Annotated in this window: 10 protein-coding genes and 5 pseudogenes; 9 read left to right on the top strand and 6 right to left on the bottom strand. The window is 59.9% G+C overall.

Annotated features, from left to right (window positions below; all coding sequences use genetic code 11):
• Positions 1–1,782 precede the first annotated feature (1,782 nt).
• Positions 1,783–2,725 (top strand): IS630 family transposase gene (locus ACVMDN_RS02185; RefSeq protein ID WP_141343507.1). Its coding sequence is split into 2 segments (ribosomal slippage): positions 1,783–2,121 and positions 2,123–2,725, totalling 942 coding nucleotides; the frame shifts between segments, so codons are not numbered across the junction.
• Between the two features lie 62 nt (positions 2,726–2,787).
• Entirely contained in the window at positions 2,788–3,630 is an 843-nt protein-coding gene (locus tag ACVMDN_RS02180) for a cytochrome-c peroxidase (protein WP_420866017.1), read from the top strand.
• 9 nt (positions 3,631–3,639) lie between these two features.
• On the opposite strand, the pseudogene ACVMDN_RS02175 reads toward ACVMDN_RS02180, so the two are convergent.
• Positions 3,640–3,852, bottom strand: a pseudogene (locus ACVMDN_RS02175) (transposase domain-containing protein); the annotation flags it as partial.
• Positions 3,853–3,908: 56 nt separating this feature from the next.
• Here ACVMDN_RS02175 and ACVMDN_RS02170 point away from each other — a divergent pair.
• The 4 genes from ACVMDN_RS02170 to ACVMDN_RS02155 are packed head-to-tail and all read left to right on the top strand — an operon-like array spanning position 3,909 to position 6,366.
• Positions 3,909–4,133 (top strand): hypothetical protein, encoded by a 225-nt coding sequence (locus tag ACVMDN_RS02170; protein ID WP_456835929.1) that lies wholly within the window; start codon positions 3,909–3,911, stop codon positions 4,131–4,133.
• Positions 4,130–4,309, top strand: a complete 180-nt coding sequence (locus ACVMDN_RS02165) for a hypothetical protein (RefSeq protein ID WP_069280574.1) — start codon at positions 4,130–4,132, stop codon at positions 4,307–4,309. Before ACVMDN_RS02170 ends, ACVMDN_RS02165 begins: the two co-directional genes overlap by 4 nt.
• Positions 4,302–5,609, top strand: a complete 1,308-nt coding sequence (locus ACVMDN_RS02160; RefSeq protein WP_069280573.1) for a recombinase family protein — start codon at positions 4,302–4,304, stop codon at positions 5,607–5,609. The genes ACVMDN_RS02165 and ACVMDN_RS02160 overlap by 8 nt, the downstream gene beginning before the upstream one ends.
• 19 nt (positions 5,610–5,628) lie before the next feature.
• Positions 5,629–6,366, top strand: a complete 738-nt coding sequence (locus ACVMDN_RS02155) for a helix-turn-helix domain-containing protein (protein WP_245314177.1) — start codon at positions 5,629–5,631, stop codon at positions 6,364–6,366.
• Here the strand turns inward: ACVMDN_RS02155 and ACVMDN_RS02150 are convergent.
• Positions 6,257–6,856, bottom strand: a pseudogene (locus tag ACVMDN_RS02150) (IS66 family transposase); the annotation flags it as partial. The gene ACVMDN_RS02155 and the pseudogene ACVMDN_RS02150 overlap by 110 nt on opposite strands.
• Between ACVMDN_RS02150 and ACVMDN_RS02145 the strand changes: the two are divergent.
• A pseudogene (locus tag ACVMDN_RS02145) lies at positions 6,855–7,269 on the top strand (IS66 family transposase); the annotation flags it as partial. The pseudogenes ACVMDN_RS02150 and ACVMDN_RS02145 overlap by 2 nt on opposite strands.
• Here the strand turns inward: ACVMDN_RS02145 and ACVMDN_RS02140 are convergent.
• Positions 7,266–7,700 (bottom strand): annotated as a pseudogene (locus ACVMDN_RS02140) (transposase); the annotation flags it as partial. The pseudogenes ACVMDN_RS02145 and ACVMDN_RS02140 overlap by 4 nt on opposite strands.
• A gap of 146 nt (positions 7,701–7,846) precedes the next feature.
• Positions 7,847–14,581: a shikimate kinase gene (locus tag ACVMDN_RS02135; RefSeq protein ID WP_456835771.1), complete on the bottom strand. Its 6,735-nt coding sequence runs from the start codon at positions 14,579–14,581 to the stop codon at positions 7,847–7,849.
• 935 nt (positions 14,582–15,516) lie between these two features.
• On the opposite strand from ACVMDN_RS02135, the gene ACVMDN_RS02130 reads away from it, so the two are divergent.
• Both ACVMDN_RS02130 and ACVMDN_RS02125 read left to right on the top strand, forming a co-directional pair.
• Complete coding sequence (locus ACVMDN_RS02130; protein ID WP_069280586.1) at positions 15,517–16,863, top strand: IS5 family transposase; 1,347 nt, start codon at positions 15,517–15,519, stop codon at positions 16,861–16,863.
• A gap of 461 nt (positions 16,864–17,324) precedes the next feature.
• Entirely contained in the window at positions 17,325–18,599 is a 1,275-nt protein-coding gene (locus ACVMDN_RS02125) for an IS256 family transposase (RefSeq protein ID WP_456813726.1), read from the top strand.
• A 143-nt stretch (positions 18,600–18,742) separates the two neighbouring features.
• On the opposite strand, the pseudogene ACVMDN_RS02120 reads toward ACVMDN_RS02125, so the two are convergent.
• Together ACVMDN_RS02120 and ACVMDN_RS02115 are read right to left on the bottom strand one after the other, a co-directional pair.
• A pseudogene (locus tag ACVMDN_RS02120) lies at positions 18,743–20,090 on the bottom strand (IS5 family transposase).
• Positions 20,091–20,948: 858 nt separating this feature from the next.
• Positions 20,949–21,386 carry a hypothetical protein gene (locus ACVMDN_RS02115; RefSeq protein WP_141713708.1) on the bottom strand — a complete coding sequence of 146 codons (438 nt, stop codon included), beginning with the start codon at positions 21,384–21,386 and terminating at the stop codon, positions 20,949–20,951.
• Positions 21,387–21,452: the final 66 nt, after the last annotated feature.

Below are 21,452 nucleotides of genomic sequence, written 5' to 3'. Positions count from 1 at the left end.
CTGAACCTGCATTTGTGATGACTTCGATTGATGATAGATTAAGTGAAATCAGATGGGTGCGAAACGAGATCTGGCGCTGTCGTAGGCTGCTTAAAGCGGAGCTGCCTCGCGAGGAGAGTGAGGCCGTTGAGAAGCGTCTGCTCGAACAGCTTTTTGCCTTCGAAAGGCTCATGACGACCGCATTTCCTCTGGTCTTGAGTTCTGGGGTGCACTTAACGAGAACCAGTCCCATCAGTTCTAGCGAATCCATTGAACCGCTCGTTGAGGAGCCCGCAACGGCACCAACCGGTTCCTTCGGAAGCACGATCGGCGCCTAATCCAAGCGGCTTCCCGCGCTCAAGAAGCCCTCCGTTTTCACTCCCGATGCAGGACGATTGGGAGGTTGTTGGCCCCTCGTTTTTTCGATCCGCCCTTTCTCTGCGCCGCGATTGGCATCACCCGGCGACATTCGACACGCAGGAGCTTGAAATTATCCCTCAGGCAAAACATGGCCGCGTCCACATCGCCACGCCCTGTAAAGCGGTCACAGAAGCGCATCACGTCCGGTCTGCAAGACGTCAAGATCTCTTCTGATCTTAGTTCGCGGGCACGAGCGTATCCCGCGCACCACGCAGCTGCGATCGCAATCGAAAAAAGGGCGGTTACATGGCGAGGTACAGGGTAAGTCCAATCCCCTCGTTGTTTCTGTTTCAACAAACCTCTCTTGAGCTGCATACCCTTCACTGTTCCTCCCCGCGAGTATCATCTGTCTGGGAAAAGCAAGTCGCCGCATCAGCGGGAGCGGTCTTCCACTGCGCACTTGGCATCATTGTTGCGGTACTAACGAATCATCGGTGCATCGCACGCACCAAGCTCTCTCGCCAAGCCAACATGGCTGGCAGCATTTGCAGCGCACGCAGCCCACTTTAGGTAATGCGTTAGTTCTTGTGACATTCGCGACGTTAGTTCCCAACATGACATTTCTGCAAAGGCGCCCGATCTTGCTTTGTGCTGCCTACAACCTGACGCTACGGTCGATTCAAGCATTTTAATCGTCGGGCACGTTCCAACACGTTTCAGGATGAGCATATCCATATTCTTATGGAAGACACTAAGGCGAGCCTGCCGACAATTACATACTAGCGCCTGTCGCGCGTAAGCAACGTCATCCGGCGCTGGCCCATAACGGCTGAGCTGGGACAGCAACGCATTGTTGAAGGATTTCGCAGGGGCGCATGATTTAGTCGCGTCGACCGCGCAACGGGTTGCGTCGAGGCAGCTCGCTTTGTTCGGTGTCCGACCTAGGTTGCAAGCCTGCCGCTCAAAGGCGCGGGATCGACAGTATACGACTTGGCCCAAAGGTTTGGATCGCAGGACGGAGAGTGGTGACTATGGACGATCGGCTGATTCCAAAACGTTCGAGCCGACAGATATTTCCGCAATCGTTCAAGACCAAATCAACGGCCCACACCATTAACTCCACTGGCATGACGGTTGCTACGAACAGCGACAGCTGATGAGACCGGGGTGAGCACCCCGAAAGGATGCTATTCGTCTTTGACTGCTGAGACTCATTCCATGACAACTGGCAACCGGGACGCCGTACTCTGTTCGCGACTTCCACAAATGCCGCCAAGAGCGAGGCTTAGATGAGGAAATCAGCCGCACGAGAGCTTTGTATCGTCGGGAGGTTATGCGTTCTAGAGCGGTTTCCAGTTGAGGTGAATCGGAACAGTCAAAGGGGATTCCCACGGGCACGCAAATCAGATTCGGTGTTGCCCGCGACAACATGCGGGGCATGCGATGGCGAAGGGATACTCCAAGGACCTCAGGGTGCGTGCGGTTGAGCTTGTTGAGTCCGGCGAAAGCGCACGTGAGGCTGCGCGCATTCTCAATCTCGGCGCTTCGACTACGATCCGATGGATGGATCGTTGGAGGAAGACCGGAAACGTTGAGGCCAAGCCCGGCACCGGGCACAGCCGCTCGCCGTTGGAGCAGCACAAGCAGTGGCTGATCGAGCTGATCGCCGCGGAGCCGGACCTGACGCTCGAGGAGATCCGCGCGCGTCTGCGCTCTCAGAGAAAGCAAAAGGCCGGCATCGGTTCGATCTGGCGTTTCTTCGACCGTCACAGCATCACCTTCAAAAAAAACACTGCACGCCGCCGAGCAGGATCGACCTGACGTCGCTGCCGAGCGTGCCGCGCTGAAAGCCGAGCAGCCCAAGCTGCGTGCACCGCGCCTCATCTTTATCGACGAGACTGCGGTCACGACGAAGATGGTCCGGCACTATGGGCGCTCTCCTCGCGGTGAGCGCCTCGTCTCTGGCGTGCCCCATGGTCACTGGAAGACGCTGACGCTTGTCGCCGCGCTGCGCATCGATGGCCTCACGGCGCCCTATGTCATCGACGGTGCAATGGATGGGCCCTCGTTCCTGGCTTATGTCGAGCAAGTCCTGGCGCCGACCTTGCGCAAGGGCGACATCGTCTTCATGGACAACTTGCGCACTCACAAGATCGCCGGTGTCCGCGAGGCGATCGAGGCTGTCGGCGCCCGCGTGCGTTATCTGCCGGCCTACTCGCCCGACCTCAATCCGATCGAACAGGCCTTCTCCCGGTTGAAAGCTGCGCTGCGCAAAGGCGCCACCCGCACGGTCCAAGCCCTGCTCAAACTCATCGGCAAACTCGTCAAGTCGTTTGCGCCGCAGATGTGTGCCAACTACTTTAGGCATGCTGGATACACCAGATGATCCACATCATGTGGAAAATGCTCTAGCCGCTGGGATTCTGACGTCGTCAAGGGCAGGAGCCGATGGATTTGATGAGTGCGGCGAGGCAGATTTTCAAGCCGATTCCATCAATCATTCCTGCGGTCAAGGACAACCCTATCACCCACGAAAAAGTCACACTTGGCAAAAGCCTGTTCTTCGATCCGAGGCTATCGGCGAGCGGGGTCATTAGCTGCAATACGTGTCACAACCTTGGAACCGGTGGAGCAGATGCCGGCCCGCGGTCGATTGGTCATCACTGGCAGCTAGGTTCACGTCGCGCGCCAACGGTGTATAACGCAGTCTTCAATGTGGCGCAGTTCTGGGACGGGCGCGCGGCTGACCTCAAGGCGCAGGCCGCAGGTCCCGTCCAGGCCAGTGCTGAAATGAATGCGACGCCCACTCGCGTTCTCAACACATTGAATTCGATGACCGACTATATCGTCATGTTCAGCAAGGCGTTCCCGAGCGATGCGACGCCCATCACCTTCGACAATTTTGCCAAGGCTATCGAGGCTTTCGAGGCAGCCTTGATCACACCCGCCTCCCCGTTCGATCAATACCTCGAGGGCGATGCGTATGCTCTCAGTGATCAGCAGAAAGCAGGATTAAAGCTATTCATGGAAAAAGGATGCTCATCCTGCCACAATGGTATCAACATAGGCGGCCAGAATTACTTCCCGTTCGGTGTGATGGAACGGCCAACCGCAAACCTGCTGCCGAGGGACGACAAGGGTCGTTTCGCCGTCACCAAGGTGCCCAGCGACGAGTATGTCTTCCGTTCTCAACGCCAAAGCCGTCAATCGACAAATAGGGTTGTCACCTACCTGAGCCAGGCGTTCGTCAACTGCCAAAAGAGAATGAGCGCGGGCACTCGTGCTTCGTAAGCGTCGTTTTCAGGCCACGGCTTTGAGGGCTTGAGCGCGGTAGGCCCAGGGCAGTAGCTGGTCGATGTCGCGGTTTGGATGCCCGTTGACGATCCTTGTTAGGACGTCAGTGAGATAGGCGAGCGGATCGACATTGTTGATCTTGCAGGTCTCGACCAAGGTTGCGACGACGGCCCAATGTTCGGCGCCATCATCCGAGCCGGGGCCTAGTGCCGGGTTTCTGACATTCGAAGCCGTGATCGCATATCCGTACCACCCTGGTCGGCCGGACGGTCCTGGTGACCGGCGACCATGAGCACGACGGTGTTCATTATTTCCTGATTCGGCAACCGCAGGGCGGCTCCTTCCAGGTGCCGGGCTGGATGTTCGATCCGGCGGCATGTTCAATGGAGATCGTAACGGTTCCGCGCCTTCCCGTCAGCCAACTCCTTCAACTGCGTGGTCTGGTTGATCATCTCGTAGCCTGTCGTCCGGAGGAAAAAGCCCGGAGGATTCGACAATGAGAAAGCAGTGTCGTGCGCAAATGGATATGTTCCTTCCCCTAACCCGGCCCGGCGATATGAGTGGCGCCGAACGCCAGAAGGCGGTGGCGCTTCTGCAAGTATTGCTAACGGAAGCGGCGGCGAAGCCGGCCAACGAGCCTCAGGCCAACGGCAAAAAGGGAGCAGGCGATGAGTAAGATCACGCCCGCGCACCTGGCCCGTGCCGCTTTCGTGTACATCCGACAATCCACGGCGTATCAGGTCGTCAACAATCTCGAGAGCCAACGACGCCAGTATGGCTTGGTCGAACGCGCGCGGCAGCTTGGATGGGAAGACGTCCAGCTTGTCGATGATGATCTCGGCCGATCCGGTGGCGGAACGGTTCGACCGGGCTTCGAGAAGCTGCTGTCTGCGATTTGCGAAGAACGGGTTGGCGCCGTGGTATCGCTCGAGGCATCGCGCCTTGCCCGGAACGGCAGAGATAGGCACACTTTGCTGGAGTTCTGCGGCCTGGTCGGCACGCTGATTGTCGACGAGGAAGCTATCTACGATCCACGCTCACCCAATGATCGGCTGTTGCTTGGCATGAAGGGCACCATGAGTGAGATGGAGTTGTCGATCTTCCGACAGCGGTCCGTCGAGGCCATGCGCCAAAAGGCACGGCGGGGCGAACTTCATTTGACGGTCGCCGTTGGCTACGTGAAGACGGATGACAGCCGTATCGAGAAGGATCCTGATCGGCGCGTCCAGGACGGCATCTTGCTCGTCTTCCGCAAATTCGCCGAGCTCCAATCAATCCGGCAGGTGCTGCTTTGGTTCAGGCAGGAGAACATCCTCGTTCCAGCGATTGTGCAAGGTCGCGGTAAACGCCCAGTCGAATGGAAGGCACCCGTCTATCACACCCTGCACCACATGCTAACGAACCCGGTGTACGCTGGCTCTTACGCCTATGGTCGGCGCGGGACACGGGTGACGATCAAGGACGGGCGCAAGCGGATCATGCGCGACACACTCCGGCGCAATTGGAAGGATTGGGACGTTTTGATCCACGACCATCACGAGGGCTATCTCGCCTGGGCGGAGTTCGAGAGAAATCAGCACCTGATTGCCGACAACGCCAATGGAAAGAGCTATATGGGTCGCGGTTCGATAAGGCGCGGCGAGGCTCTGCTGCCGGGTTTATTCCGTTGCGCGCGCTGTAGCCGACGCCTCCAGTACACTGGAAAGGGCGGGAACACACAGCGATATGCCTGCCGCGGGGCCTTCGGCACCAAAGCGGCCGAAAACTGTATCGGCTTTGGCGGCATGCGGGTCGATCGCGTCGTCGCCCAGGAGGTGCTCGATCGACTGCAGCCTCTTGGGATTGAAGCGGCGCTGGCCGCGATGGAAGCCCAGAGCGTGCATCATTGCGACAAGCGCCAACACATCGAGAACGCAATCCAGCACGCTCAATACGAAGCCGCTCGGGCACGGCGACAGTACGACGCCGTCGATTAACCAGCTGGTTGCCAGTGAGTTGGAGCGGCGCTGGAACGAGAAGCTGGTTCAACTGCGCGACCTGGAGGTCCAGCTCGAGACCCTCAAACAGACGCAATATGCTCTAGCGCTTTCCGCCGCGGATCGCGCGAGGCTGATGACTCTCGGCAAGGATTTGACCAAGGCGTGGAACAGTCCCGGGGCGTCCATCGAGACACGCAAGAAGATCATCAGGCTGTTTGTCAAAGAGATCATCGTCGATGTCGTGGGCAATACATTGGCGCTCATCATTCATTGGCAAGGCGGCGACCATACCCAGTTGACGGTCAAAAAGAACAAGATCGGACAGACCCGCTGGACGGTCGAAGCCGATGTCCTCGATCTCGTTCGCGTATTGGCGAGGCAATTATCGGACACAGCAATCGCTGCGATCCTCAATCGGTCCGGCAAGCTGACTGCACATGGTGCGAGTTGGACACGATCCCACGTCTGCAGTCTCCGGAACACCAACAGCATTCCTGTCTACCGCGAAGGTGAACGAGCCGAGCGCGCCGAAGTGACGTTGGATGAGGCCGCCGACATTCTGAGGGTGAGCCGCACGACGGCCTATCGGATGGTCAGCAGTGGCACCCTTCCGGCCCGGCAGCTGTGCGCCGGGGCGCCCTGGATTATCCGGCTCGCCGACCTGCAGCGAGACGCTGTGTGCCGCGAAGCCGATGCCAGACGATCGCATCGTCCGATATCTCGAGATCCGCAACAGAATCTCCTTCCTTTATAAGGGCATCACCAGATGAGCAGTATGACGCGCCAACGTCGCTGCCGGCGAAGAGGCTATTCTTTCTCGTGATTGTTTGTGGCCGGATGGCGCGCTCGACGATGTTGGAGTCGAGCTCGATACGTCCATCGGTCAGGAAGCGTTCGAAGATGGCACGGCGCGAGACGGCATAGCGGATCGCCTCGGCCAATTTTGATTTGCCGGAGATCCGCCGCAAGGTCTGCTGCCAGAGATCGAAGAGATCTGCGACGATCGCCGCGGAGGCTTGCTGGCGCGCGGCAACGCGAGCGTCGGGGCTTTGACCGCGCACGGTTTTCTCGATCTGCCAGAGCTTCGCCATCCGCTCGACCGTCGCCGTTGCCACTTCTGAGCTCCCCGCAACATGCAGCTCGTAGAACTTGCGTCTGCAGTGTGACCAGCAGCCAGCCAATGTGATGCCATCATTGCCGCGATCGGATCGCGCGAGCTTGTTATAGGCGGCATAGCCATCCAAGGCCTTCGACCGCGCGCGGTTCGGCCGACCATCGGAAAAGCTCGACTCTGCGAATGGCGACGTTGAACAGCAAGCCTTTGCCTTCGAGGAGATCGAGGACCGGCATCGCTGCGATCAAGGCCCGGGTCAGCAAGGGCCGTGCGCAAGCGGATAGCAAGCGTGCACCGCGTCGGCGCAAAGGCTTTGCGCCCCATCTGGAACGGGTCGAGATCGTCATTGAGCCGGAAGAGCTGGCTGAGCATGCCGGCAAGCAGAAAGTGCTGATCGGCGAGGACGTGTCGGAGCGTCTGGATGTGGTGCCGGTCAAGTTCCATGTGATCGTCACGCGCCGTCCCAAGTATGCGTTCAAGAACGCGGACGGCGTGATCCAGGCGCCGGCCCCGGCCCATATCATCGAAGGAGGCATTCCGACCCGCTTGAGGTCTTGGCTGCGTAACGCGCCGGTCTCGTGCGCCACCCGCAAACTCTCGGCCAGCAACAGTTCCAGCTTGTCGCCGAGCCGCTTGCGCCAGTGGCTCAGGTCCGAGCGCTCGTGCGGGAACGCGTGCTGAAAGAACTCTTCGCCGGTGAAGTATTGGAAATACGGGTCGTGGACCCAGCGCTCGCACAGCCCCTCATCGGACAGGCCGTAAATGTGCTTGAGCAACAGCAGCCCGATCATGAAGCGGGTCGCGATGCCCGGCCGACCGTTCTCGCTATAGAGCGGCGCGATCTCGCCGTCGATCCAGTCCCAATCGACCTTGCCGGCGAGTTGAACCAGCTCGTGCTTCATATTGATGATTTGGTCCAGCCTGGCCCGGAACAGATCGCCCGATCCCGTCGTCCTGTGCTTCTTCGGTCGCATCGCCACCTCCGATGCGCCGACGGAATCATGACTGGCGATTCGACGGAATCCTGAAAATGAAATTGCAAGGTTCCGATGCCCGAAGCTTCAAAATCCTGCAATCGCAAAACAGTCCGCAACGACAAATGCGATTCTAGCTCAATTGCTTAGCCGATCTTCACGGACGACTCCTTAACCGAGCCAGATTGCCCAGCGTCTAGCCTGCCACCGGCGCAGAGATAGCCGTGCAGTTCGCTAAGACAAGCATCGGCGCTCTTGAGTTCCCGCCGGGCCTGTGGGGCAATCGTGAGATTGGCGAGCTTATACACAGGATTGCGCTGCTCCATCAGGTCTGTGATCATCTCGTCCCGGTCTGCGGTTTGTATTTTCGGACGGTTGGTGTCGTGTCGCAGGTTGCGCCTGATCACGTCCTCGTTGGTATTAAGCCAGATCGAGACCGCTTTCTCGCCGACACGACGCCGGACTTCTTCGGTCATGAAGGCTCCACCACCGGTTGCGAGCACCAGCGGCCCCCGATCGAGCAGCCGGCTGATCTCGTTCGCCTCGAGATCCCTGAAATGCGCCTCGCCGTCCTCCGCGAAAATCTTGGTTATGGACTTGCCAGCCTTCGCCTCGATCTCTTTATCGGAGTCGACGAACGTCAGCCCCAGCTGCTTTGCGAGTGCACGTCCCACACCGGATTTCCCGGCCCCCATCATACCAACGAGCACGATCGGGCGGTTGTCGAGGGCGCCAACAATCTCTGTTGCGCGAGGCGACCGCGCTGCGCGTGTCGGCCGGGCCACGTTCGACACACGAGCATGGCTAGCGCCAACGCTGTTGCCGGCTTCGGCTTCCCAATGGGGGATCTGTGTGGCCCCCTCGGGGATGACAACCTTGTTGCACGCCCGTCGCACGCGCTCCAGGAGTTGCTCGGCTATAGACTCATCCGGGGGCTCCTCGCTCCCTCGCTGCAGCCGTCTGAGCTTCTGCAGCTCCTTGTACGTGTCATGATTGTCGAGCTTGGCCTTGTAGCTGTCTGCCGTGTGAAACTCGAGCTCAAAACGGTAACCGCCAGGCGTGCCGAACACTGTCTTGATGCCAGCGAAGGTCCGCGATCGCGTCCTGAACCAGTTAGTCGTGCTGACCTCGCTATACCCGCTCTCCTCGAACGCTAGAATGGCTTTCTTGAAGGCACGTGTAAAATCCCTGTCAGAGAATTCGAAGACGTGGCGTACAGCGTTGTTGAAAAGCTGGACGCCGGCCTCAGAGCTGGCCTGGATTCCGGTGAGCTCGTCTGTCATTGAGCTTGGCGATCTAAGACGCTTAGCCAAATGGGGCATCTTCACCTCGATGCCGGCCCCCTTAAGGGCTTCGGCAACCGACATTGCCGTCCGCGTGATGTCCTTCTCTTCGGCTTGAGCGCGGGACGCCTCCATTTGGGCGCGCTGTGCCGCCGCCTCGCGAGTCAACGTGATTGTGGTGGCGACATCTTCGGCAGCAAGCGTTGGAGCCGAGGGTTCGCGCAGAATCCCCCGCTCGGCAGCAAGCTTGATCGAGGCTTGCATGACCGACGCCGCGAGCGTCGGATTGTCATTGAGATCCTCCAAGGCCGCATCGACATCGAAACGACCGTGGTTGAGGATAGCCGCCAAGCTCTTGGTGTATGGAGCCGATTTTAACCCGGGTATCTGTTGCAACAGGCGCTGAAGGTGCCTGCTCTTGATCATAAAGGTGTAAACGCCAGTGTCGGATTTGTAGGCGTCAGTTCCGACCTTGGTGCCGATGCTCAGCAGATTTTTTGCACTTTGCACGAGGTCGTGCGGCATGTAACCATCCGGTCGGGGCTCGATGCGCGTAGGGTAACGATCGACCAGAAGCTGGACGCGGTCCCGTGGGTGAGCCGTTGCCGGATAGGTCTCGGCAAGCGGCGGAAACAGCTCGCAAAGCTCTTGGCTCATTGCGAGCTGTCTCTCACTCGCAGTGGCGGCTGTTTCGGGCAGGAGTTGAGGCGGAACTTGCTCGTCGAGACCAGCCGCCCACGCCTCGAGTTCGGTGAGAAGCAACTCGGCCGCCTCGAGCGCGACGGGATGGTGTGCCAGCTCAATGTCGTGCCGCGCCTTCTCGAGCTTGTCCCGGACGTCGTGAGCACTAACCTGTTCCTGCTCCAGCAGGCCGCGAATGTCTCGCTTGAGCTCTCGGTCAATGCCTTCGTACGTGCCGAATATGGCACGTTCGGCAAACCACTGCCGGGCTTCATCTGATTGAGCCAGAAAGCCTCGCTGCAGGCCGGTATAGGTTTCCAGAACGTTCCGCGTGGCGGCGAGAATCTGGCTGGCGCGACCGAAATTATAGCGACCGTCCTCAATCGCCGGGGTATGGGATTTTGGCGGCTTGAGCGAGCGGAGGCCGCGAGCTTGCTCCTCTTGGTCGAATTGCCTGACATGCTCGTAAAGCTGCGGCCGGTCGGCAATGATAATGGCCGTATCGCCATCGAAGTCGCCGTCGAGTTTTTTCTGTTCATCAGGCGGGATGGCAACCAGGGACCCCGGAGCGAAGATCTCAGTGGCCTGCAGGATCCCGATACAATCGAGCGCGCTGTCCGCCGTTACGCGGTCCTTGCCCTTGATCCAGCTCGAATGGCACTTGACGTCCTCGGCGGACATCACCAAGCCACGGTCGGCGAAGTCGGCCGGCCACATTTCATCCGGCACCACGATCAGAAGCCCCTTGGCGAAGAAAGTCGGATCATCGACTGCCAGCTTCTCCCCCGACTTCTGGGCGACGTTGAAGCTGTATTGTATGGTCACGCACTGATCGAGAAACGCCGCAGTCGGGTCCCCGTCCGCAGCTGACCTGACGCGATCGGGGGCGAACGGGCGGAGGTTGGGCTTGTCGTAGGGCGATCGCCCGATCAGCACGCCACCACCGGTCAATGTTTCGCTCTTGAGCCTCGGCACATGCAGACAGCCATCAGCGGATGGGACGGCGACGGCGCCCGGACCATTGATATTCGCGGCTGTTACGACGCGAAACAGCTCCTCCGACGTCAGCTCTTGCTTTACCCGACTCTCAAGCCAGCTCATCGCCTTCCGCCGGGCCTCATCCGCTACTTGCTCGCTGCGCGGATAATGTTGCAAGGCCGACGCTGGCAGGGATGCTCTCCTTCCCTCGGCAAAGGCCTGCACGCGGTCAGGACCTTCCTGCTCGCCGGCGCGGCAAACAGCTGGCATAAGCTTGGCCAGCGAGGCCCGGATGAAGCCGCAGCCGTCGTGCGGTCGCAATGCAATGGGTCCGGCCGCCCCCCTCAGCTGGAAGGGATGCTCCTCGTTGGCAGGGCGGTCAGGCAGCAGCGCCAGTTTGAAGGCGCCTTCCAGCGCGGAGTCGTGGGGTGATAGACCTTTGATCGCCGGCGGCGCCGCAAAGCCTCTGCGCTGAGTATAATAATAGGCCTCTTTGAAAGGGGCCCACGCGCGCGACAGCTGCTCGAATGCTGTACCCGGCCCGGTTTCGGCATAGGGAATCGCCAGCAGCTTTCCCCCCGAAAGCTTTGCTTGCTCGTCTGGGGCGCGGGTCGCAATTTGAGACACAGTTAATCGTGGCGGCTTTAACTTGCTGCCGCCGAACAAGTCAATCCGGTATGGAATACCGTTTACATTTACCGTACGCGCCAGCATGAAGGCGCTCGGGGGTGCCGGCAATTGTACCGCGACGACGGGCAGGGCCCCCGAAGTCAGGCGATGGAAAATCGAGTACCGCGTCTCCGGCTCCGTGGCCAACGGCCGCCCATGCATGTCCACGACCGGCAACTGCATCAGTCCCGCCTCACCTTGCGGAGACCTCGGGGCGTGGTCCATGGCTCGCAATACCTGGTGCACGTCGAACACCGACGGAGGACGTTGCGCCTGGATCGCCGCCGCATCCTGCTCCATGAATAAGTCCAGCGCATCCACTGGACTGTCAGCCTCGATCTGCGCAATCAGATTCCAGCTCATGCTGGACAGATCGTCTTGAATCAGGTCGCGAGCGCCAGCCAGGATCTCTCTCGTGCCGCACTGCAGCTCTTTCTGCCTGATCCGTAAATCGGGCCTGTCGCCCTCGACATAGGGTGACCTGAACAATCTCTCCAGCACCGCACGAGCCTTGAGCGTCTGATAGATCGATAAAGCGGGGCGGCGGCTCGCAATGGGCCCACGGCTCCGCTCCGCACCCCCCGCGTTCAGATGCGCCTTGATCTTTTGCTCGAGCAAGGGCTGAAGATCGTTAAGCACGTTGAGGGCCTGCCTGCGGTGCCAGCGCAGTGGCTTCTCTGGGCTGCGCGCGAGCGGCAGCAGAGCAGCACTCAGATTACCCATGGTTTCGAGGTTATTCTCGGCGGCAAAACCAGGAGCTGAATGCAATTCAGAGAGCCGACTCAAGCCTGTCGGCGCGAGCAAACCGAGATCATCGAATAGGCCAGCCTTACCCAGAGCCTTGAAAATGTTCGTGATGTTCAGAACCTCAGCCGTCAAGAGGCGATCATCATCATACTGCAGGTAGTGGGCGAGCTTGTGCAACCGATCCTTCGGCAGAGCGGCATCCGTAATCTCCCCACTCTCCTCCGCCCTCCTGATCGTTCGGGACAGAGCGTTGGCGAGCATAGCCAGCTCAGGCGTGGTGAACACACCAAATCGCTGTGCTCCAGCCCCCAATTCGCGCGCGATGTCCATGATGGACTGACAGCACATCGCGTCAGGCCACTTGCTGAAGCCGTTCAGAAGGTGCGCCACGTCCTGCGGAGAGAACTTAGAGCGCTGACGCTGACGGGTTTCCCCGGCGATTACTATCGCGGCTTTGCGACAATCCTCACTCTCTGGCCATTTGCTGAAGCCGTTCAACAGGTTTGCCAATCCCTGGGGGGCCAAATCAGAGAGTTCGGCGCGAAGGACCTCACGCGCGATCGCAAACGTGACCTCGCGACAGTCCCGCGCGTCGGGCCATTTGCTGAAGCCGTTCACCAGGTTCGACAGGCTTTGGTGCGTAAACTCTGAGAGTCTGGCGTGACGAAGGACCTTACGCGCGATCGCAAGCGTCGCGTCGCGGGAGTCCTGCGCGTCCGGCAATTTGCTGAAGCCGTTCACCAGCATCGCAAGGTCCTGACGGTCGAAATCAGAGAGTCCGAACTCACTGCGCGCGTCGCGGCGAACGACCTCACCCGCGATCGCAAGCGTGGCGTCGTCACAGTCCGGCGCGTCAGGCCACTTGCTGAAACCGTTCACCAGGTTCGCCAGCTCCTGCGGAGTAAAATCAGAGAACTGGGTACCCCGGCTAACGACCTCGCGCACGATCGCAAGCGTAGCGTCACGACAATCCCGCGCGTCCGGCCATTTACTGAAGCCGTTCACAAGCATCGCCAGGTGCTGGTTGTCAAAATGCCGGGCGCCGCGGCGAAGGACCTCACCCCCGATCGCAACCGTGGCGCCGCGCGGGTCCTGTCCGTCCGGCCACTTGGCGAAACCGTTGACCAGATTTGCCAGTTCCTGCGGTTTGAAATGGAAGAGCTCGACGCGGCGAATGACCTCACGTGCAATCGCAAGCGTAGCATCGCGACACTTCGGCTCGTCCCGCCACTTGCTGAAGCCGTTCGCCAAGTTAGCCAGATTCTGGCGAGTGAATTTAGAGAGCCAGGCATGGCGGTCCCGGCGAAGGACCTCACTCGCGATCGCCAAAGTCGCCTCGCCCGACTCCGTTCCGTCCGGCCACTTGCTCAAGCCGTTCACAAGATTCGCCAGTATCTCCGTGGCAAAATCGGATAGTCCGAACTCACCGCGGACGGCGCGGTGAACGACCTCAGACGCGATCGCAAAACTGCCCTCGCGACAGAGGCGCGCGTCCGGCCATTTGCTGAACCCGTTCACAAGCATCCCCAAATGTTTCTGATCAAAATCAGAGAGCTCGCAGCTGTGACCGGCACGACGGACCACGCGGGCAATAGCTTCCGTGCCTTCACGAGTTTCCGCCTCGCGCGTCCACTTGCTGAAACCGTTCACCAGCAGCGAGATATTTTGGCTATTCGTCGCGCCAAGTACCTTGGGTTCATCACGACAAAACTCGGCAATTCTGATGACTCCATTGCGGCATGTCTTCGACTGCTGATGCCGACCGAATGCTGCCGCGAACAGCGAAAGAGCAGCGGGCTTAAGTTCGCGCAGTAACGAATTGGAAAGCTGCGACACCCGAGATGCCACCGCTTTGCAAGCTTCGAGGCCTTCCTGACCGCCGGCCTCGCGGCTCACAACGTTGCATGCCGTGGCGTAGCCCCAGGATTCCCCGCGGCGGATATCGTCCTCGAAGTGGGTGACAAATTGGCTCCTGAACTGGGCGGCAGCCTTTTGCACAAAGACCGCACGGATCTTCTCGTCCTCCCGCTGCAGCCGCTTGTCATTTTCCACCACTGCACGTGAAAATTCGACAATGTCGCGAGCGAAATAAATGGCGTCCAGAGCGGCGTTACATTGCTGTTGTGAAATCGCAGCTTGCGCGCCCTGCGGGGCGACAAAATCCAGGCGCCGCCGTTTTGGCCCTGCCTCGAGGTCCGATACAGATTGCCTGTACGAGGAAGAGGCACCTCGTGAACTCCTGGACTGATCGGCACAGCGGCTCTCGGCACCGGAACGCGACGAACTTTCTTCGCAATTTGGCGCGCCGCGATGCGCCAAATACCGCAAAGCTGGCTCGTCGACATGCGTATTCACGGAAGGTTCGGTTGACGTACGGCGTTGGGCATCGCTGGCCGAAGTCGGCCTTCCGGCCGAGCCCGCAGCCAGGTCCTGATTTTCAGAGCGCAAGCCCTGCAAGACAGAACTGAACTTCGAGCGATCGTTTCCGCCGCCAAGATCTGCTTCAGGACCGGACCAGTCCATCTCTGATCCGCGGGCTTCCTTCGCTCTCCAGTCGGCTCTCGTCAAAATCAATCTCCCATGCGAGCTAGAATGCGCCGATTCCGACGGTGGCATAGAGGCCTGCGGCGTCGGCCTCAACGACTTTTGCTTCAGAGCGGAGCCCCTTGGCCGCGTTGACAGGACGTCACTCGCCACTAACCTGACGTGCGAGTCAGTTTTGTACGATTGTGCGCTCTAGCGCCGAAGATATGCCCTGGACCTGACGGAAATCTGATTAGCGTACAGCCGACTCGGGATTCATCGGAGTAGTTTCATTGGATTGGTTAAGCCGGATGAGAGTGGTCATAGGCGGTTTGACTTGCGCATGCGCGACGCCATTAGGCTGGCCATCACCGGCTGGTGGTCTTCGACGAACGGGCATCAACCGTGTCCGCGCCATAGGTTGTTTCAGCAGACGAGCGTGTCAGGGCTTCGACGGCGTCAATCGGTAGATTCGGTCGGTCAGGATCGTCCGGCCTAGGTTCCGGGCGCCACTCACAGCGGACTCGCCGCTGATAGTCGGCTTGGTGACATCCGTTTTGGCGGCCACGATTTTGTGCCTCGGCCTCGAACTGTCACCCTGGCCGGCATCGTCGGTGTCAGGCAGGAGACCCAAGCGGCCCAGTCTCTCGACCATTCGGCCGGGAGCGGATTGAGAGCCGTGGGCAAACTTCTCGGGAACGGCGAATGAAACATCGTACGCCGTCTCCTCGGGCACGGCGGACGAGGATGGCCCGGGCTCATTGATGAGTCGCCTGTGAACAAGCCTGTAAGCGATTGAGCGGGAGTCTGTTTTTGGGATTTGACGGCGTTTGAGATTGCAGGGATTTGAGGCTTGATGGCCGCAAACCTTGCAAATTCGTTTTGTGGATTCCTCTCCGCTGTGAACCGTGCTTCTGTGGTGCACCGGAGGGATGATGCGGCCGAAGAAGCACAAGACGACGGGATCGAACGATCTGTTCCGGGCACGGCTGGACCAGATCATCAACATGAAGCACGAGCTCGTTCTGCTTGCCGGCAAGATCGACTGGGACTGGATCGACGGCGAGATCGCCCCGCTCTACAGCGAGAACGGCAGGCCGGGGATCGAGACCCGCTTCATGATCGGGCTGCTGTTGCTCAAGCACATTTACGGGCTGTCCGATGAGGGGGTGTGCGAGCGCTGGGTGCACGATCCGTACTTCCAGTTCTTCACCGGCGAAGAGTTTTTCCGGCACGTTTTCCCGCACGAGCGCTCGGACCTGAGCCATTGGCGCAAGCGGCTCGGCGACAAGCTGGAGCAGTTGTTGGCCGAGAGCCTTCGGGTGGCGCACGAGACCGGTGCGTTACGCAGCCAGGACCTCAAGCGGGTCACGGTCGACACCACAGTGCAACCAAAGGCCATCAGCTTCCCGACCGACGCCAAACTGCTGCATGCAGCGATCCGGGGGCTGAACCGCCTGGCGAGGAAGCACGGGGTCAAGCTGCGGCAATCCTATTGTCGCGTGGCCAAAAGCGCGGCGATGATGGCGGGCCGTTACGCTCATGCCAAACAGTTCAACCGGCATCAGCGGCAGCTGCGTATCCTGCGCAGCCGGCTGGGGCGGATCATCCGCGACATCCGCCGCAAGATCGAGGGCGAGGCGACGCTGGAGGAGGCGTTCGCCCTCCCGCTTGGCCGGGCCTCGCAGATCCGCTCGCAGCAGCAGCGCCAGCGCGGTTTCAAGCTTTATTCTTTCCATGCCCCGGAGGTGGAGTGCATCGGCAAGGGCAAGGCCGCCGCACCTTATGAGTTCGGCGTAAAGGCCTCCATCGTCACCAACAATCGCCGCGCCCCCGGTGGCCTGTTCGTGCTGCATGCCAGGTCGCTGCCCGACAACCCTTACGACGGTCACACGTTGCGGGATGTTATGGACCGCACCGAGACACTCACCGGCTGTGCGATCGAGCGGGCCTACGTCGACAAGGGCTACCGCGGCCACGACGCGCAAAATCCCCGCCGCGTCTTCATCTCCGGCCAGAAGCGCGGTGTTTTCGGCGCCATCAAGCGTGAGCTGCGCCGCCGCTCCGCCATTGAGCCCATCATCGGACACCTCAAAGCCGAAGGACACCTCGGCCGGTGCTACCTCAAGGGCCGCGCCGGCGATGCCGCCAACGTCGTTCTCTCCGCCGTCGGACACAACCTCCGTCGCATCCTCGCCTGGTTCAGAGAACTTTTGCGCCTGTTGTTGGTCTCGCTCTGGCGCACGCTCAACTGTCCAGCTCAGCTCAATCCGGCTTCTTAACGGTCGACTGATGATCCGACTGAATAGATCCTGATCCTCTTGTGTCCAGTTGAACGCTGCTGGAGACCCTGGGGATCCACCGCCGTCGATCTGGTTAAAATCAATACAGCTCTCCTTCTGTTTTGAGAACATAATCTCTTGCAGATCCGCCCGGCTTTTACTGCCACCAGTTCAGTCATAGGTCGCATCAATCGAGAGACGAGAGCCTATGCTAAGAGGCTTGGCTTTCGAAAAGCTGGCGAGGGGGCAAGCCAAACGCACGCTGCAATTGTGGATCACGGCAAAGGTAATGCCGCAGATGCGCGCTTCCCGAAACGAAGTCCAGGCCGTTTGTGATTTCTCGAAGCCGAACACGCTTTCACGGGGATGTCCCGGGTTCTGTTGAATTTCTGAAGAGGTCGGCGTTGCCCACCTTGAGCCGGTAGGCTCGGGGTGCTGATTCCACAAAGGAGAGCAACGCCATGACGAGAGATATCACACCGGCTAGTTGGCCGGCGATCGCGGCTGTGGACGACGCGTTTGCGGAAGTGCGAGCGAGCTTCGATCGGTTCTGCCTTGCGGCAGGGATCGAGGCGCTCGGCACGATGATGGAGGCGGATGTCACGGCGGCCTGCGGGCCGCGCCACGGTCGCGACGCGGCGCGGCGGGCGCACCGTTGGGGCCGAACGCGGGGACGAATCGGTTTCCACGGCGGCAAGATCGAGGTCGAGCGTCCGCGGGTCCGGGGCGTGGACGGCCGCGAGGTCACGATCCCGAGCTGGGAAACGGCGGCGCAGGAGGATTGGCTCGGTCGCTGGGCGATGAACCTGATGCTGATCAATGTGTCGACGCGCCGGTTCGGCCGCGCTGTCCGGCTGCCCGAGGGTGACGTGCCGGCACCGCCCGGATCGGGGGTTTCGAAGTCGGCGGCCTCGCGGAGGTTCGTAGCGCTGTCGGCGGCGCGGCTGGCCGACTTCATGGCTACCGATCTGTCCGCGCTCGACCTTCTGGTGGTCCAAATCGACGGGCTGCATCTCGGCGACGATCTCGTGCTGGTCGCCGCGATCGGGGTTGACGGCGAAGGCAACAAGCATCCGCTGGCTCTGGTGGAAGGGGCGACCGAGAATGCCGCAACGGTTCAGGCCCTGCTGGACAACCTGGTCTCGCGCGGGCTCGCCCCGACGGTGCCAAGACTGTTCATCGCCGACGGCGCGAAAGCGTTGTCGAAGGCGATCCGCCGCACCTTCGGTTCGGCCGCTGCGATCCAGCGCTGCCAGATCCACAAGGCGCGCAACATCATGGAACGCCTGCCGAAACAGCATCATGCGGCCACCCGTCGGGTGCTGCGCCAGGCCTGGGAGCTCGATGACGCCGACAAGGCTGAAAAATTGATCCGCAATCTCGCGCGTCGACTCGACCAGCAATGGCCCGGCGTCGCGGCCAGCATCCTCGAAGGCCTCGACGAAATCCTGACTGTCGTCCGGTTGAAGCTGCCGAAGGAACTTCGTCGATCGCTCGCCTGTACCAACATCGCCGAGAACATGATGGGCACCATTCGCCGCGTCACGCGCAACGTCAAACGCTGGCGGGATGCCGGTATGGCCTTGCGATGGGTCGCGGCCGGCATGATCGAGGCCAACAAGGGCTTTCGACGATTGAAGGCGCATAAGCAATTGTCGGTTCTGCGTGCGGCCCTTCAAGCTCACTACGATCGCATGACGATCAAGCCCGTTGCCCACGTCACGAGGGCCGCGTAACATTCATTCCGGCAGCGTCGGCCCGACGTAGTTCAACACCGATCGGGACATCCCCCGCTTTCACACCAGAGGCCGTGGTGCCTGACAGTTCCTCCCAAACGTGCCGGAGTGTCAGCATAGCAGCCAGGAACATTAGTCGTCCGTTAACAAGCGGGGTCGAGGGCGACTGGGGTTGCGAAGGCGGGCCAAAGAGCGATCAGGATGAAGCGCAAGAGCTTCCTGAGCCAGGCGAGGATGCGGCGGAAGTTGTGGCCCATGGCTGAGAGGACGACGTTGGCGGCGTCTCCTGGGCGGCCCTTGAGGTAGCGGCGGCCGAGGTGACCTTCGGCCTTCAGGTGTCCGATGATGGGCTCGATGGCGGAGCGGCGGCGCAGCTCGCGCTTGATGACACCGAAGACGCCGCGCTTCTGGCCGGAGATGAAGACGCGACGGGGATCTTGCGCGTCGTGGCCGCGGTATCCCTTGTCGACATAGGCGCGCTCGATCGCACAGCCGGTGAGTGTCTCGGTGCGGTCGATGGCGTCCCGCAAGGTGTGACCGTCGTAGGGGTTATCGGGCAGCGCCTTGGCGTGCAGCACGAACAGGCCCCCAGGAGCACGGCGGTTGTTGGTGACGATGGAGGCCTTCACCCCGAACTCGTAAGGAGCGCTGGCCTTACCCTTGCCGATGCACTCCACCCTCCGGAGCATGGAAGGAATACAGCTTCCAGCCGCGCTGGCGCTGCTGCTGCGAACGGATCTGCGTGGCCCGGCTGAGCGGCAGTGCGAACGCGTTCTCGAGCGCTTCCTGCCCTTCGATCTTGCGGCGGATGTCGCGGATGATCCGGCCCAGTCGGCTACGCAGGATGCGCAACTGCCGCTGATGCCGCTTGAATTGCTTGGCATGGGCGTAGCGGGAAGCCATCATTGCCGCGGTCTTGGCAATGCGAAGATAGGATTGTCGCAGCTTGACCCCGTGCTTCCTCGCCAGGCGGTTGAGCCCCTTGATCGCCGCGTGCAGCAGCTTGGCATCGGTCGGGAAGGTGATGGCCTTCGGCTGCACGGTGGTATCGACCGTGACCCGCTTGAGGTCTTGGCTGCGTAACGCGCCGGTCTCGTGCGCCACCCGCAAACTCTCGGCCAGCAACAGTTCCAGCTTGTCGCCGAGCCGCTTGCGCCAGTGGCTCAGGTCCGAGCGCTCGTGCGGGAACGCGTGCTGAAAGAACTCTTCGCCGGTGAAGTACTGGAAATACGGGTCGTGGACCCAGCGCTCGCACAGCCCCTCATCGGACAGGCCGTAAATGTGCTTGAGCAACAGCAGCCCGATCATGAAGCGGGTCGCGATGCCCGGCCGACCGTTCTCGCTATAGAGCGGCGCGATCTCGCCGTCGATCCAGTCCCTATCGACCTTGCCGGCGAGTTGAACCAGCTCGTGCTTCATATTGATGATTTGGTCCAGCCTGGCCCGGAACAGATCGCCCGATCCCGTCGTCCTGTGCTTCTTCGGTCGCATCGCCACCTCCGATGCGCCGACGGAATCATGACTGGCGATTCGACGGAATCCTGAAAATGAAATTGCAAGGTTCCGATGCCCGAAGCTTCAAAATCCTGCAATCGCAAAACAGTCCGCAACGACAAATGCGATTCTAGCTCATTTGCTTAGCCGATCTTCACGGACGACTAATTATTTACGTGATCGAGTACGGACCTGTGGTCCGCTAGATCGGTCGTTTGGCCGTGAGCGCGAAAATCATTGCCTAGCCGACGAAGTGCCACAGTATAACACAAACCCTTTGTACGTGGCGGGTTTTTCTGAGCCACATATTGAGCAATCACACTATCGATAAGGTTCCGGTCTTCTGGAGAAAGATTGGGATAGTTGGGGTCTAAGCCATGATACGCAAAAAGGACCCTCACCCCTGCGTTCACATGTGCGTCGTCTGGAAAGTAGGTATTTACGTGATCGAGCAGGGGCTTGTGGTCCGCTAGATCGGTCGTTTGGCCGCGACTGCGGAGATCATTCCCCAGCCGACGAAGTGCTCTGGTATAAAGCTGAACCGTTTTAGGTGCCGGGTTTGTCTGAGCCACATATTGAGCAATCGCATTATCGATCAGGTCCCGGTCTTCTCGAAAAAGATTGGGGTAGTAGTCGCGGTTTAAGCCATGCGCAAGAAGGACCCTCACCCCTGCGTTCACATGTCCGTCGTTCGGAAAGTAAGTATTTACGTGATCGAGCAGAAACTCGTGGTCCGTTAGATCTGTCGGTTGGCCGCGACCGCGGAGATCATTAACCAGTCGAAGAAGTGCCCGAGAATAGCATTGAACCGTGCCTGGGCTTAAGTTGTTCTCCGCCGCATATTGAGAGATCAGGCTATCGATAAGCTTCCGGTCTTCCGTCAGAAGTTGCGTACGAAGAACGCTCAGCGCTCTTTTGATATGTTTTATCTTTTGGCAAGTAAGTATTTGCGTGGTCGAGCAGGCGCTTGTAATCGGTCAGTTTGGCCTCTTGGCCGCGAGCGCGAAGATCATTCACCAGTCGACGAAGTGCCTGAGTATTAATCTCAACCGTTTCAGGTTTGGGGCTTTTCTGAGCCGCATATTTAGCAATCAGGCTGTCAATAGAGTTCCGGTCCTCCATAGACAGATAGGGATAAGCAGGACCCCTGCTGGCGATAGGAGCGGCTTGGCTTGCCTCGGCCAAGTGCTGCTCAAATTGTCCGGCCTCGTCCGTCTGCGGCGCTTCGGAAACCGCGTGCTGCACCTGCAACGAAGCTGCTACATTAAATGAATCAAAGTCTTGCGGGTCCATGTTAGCCTCAGGTTCAAGCTCGCCTGAGCAAGTCTCTACTCCTGCAAACTTTCGAGAAACTGACGG

The sequence above is a fragment of the Bradyrhizobium sp. USDA 4510 genome, assembly GCF_054059095.1.
Note: the sequence above shows the minus strand (reverse complement) of the source record. Positions and strands in the feature narration are given on the sequence as shown.

Bases quoted from the DNA above. Each gene is read 5' to 3' on its own strand.
- ACVMDN_RS02160 (WP_069280573.1), top strand. From the start codon at position 4,302: ATGAGTAAGATCACGCCCGCGCACCTGGCCCGTGCCGCTTTCGTGTAC.
- ACVMDN_RS02130 (WP_069280586.1), top strand. From the start codon at position 15,517: ATGCGGCCGAAGAAGCACAAGACGACGGGATCGAACGATCTGTTCCGG.
- ACVMDN_RS02180 (WP_420866017.1), top strand. From the start codon at position 2,788: ATGGATTTGATGAGTGCGGCGAGGCAGATTTTCAAGCCGATTCCATCA.
- ACVMDN_RS02165 (WP_069280574.1), top strand. From the start codon at position 4,130: ATGAGAAAGCAGTGTCGTGCGCAAATGGATATGTTCCTTCCCCTAACC.
- ACVMDN_RS02125 (WP_456813726.1), top strand. From the start codon at position 17,325: ATGACGAGAGATATCACACCGGCTAGTTGGCCGGCGATCGCGGCTGTG.
- ACVMDN_RS02135 (WP_456835771.1), bottom strand. From the start codon at position 14,581: ATGGACTGGTCCGGTCCTGAAGCAGATCTTGGCGGCGGAAACGATCGC.
- ACVMDN_RS02115 (WP_141713708.1), bottom strand. From the start codon at position 21,386: ATGGACCCGCAAGACTTTGATTCATTTAATGTAGCAGCTTCGTTGCAG.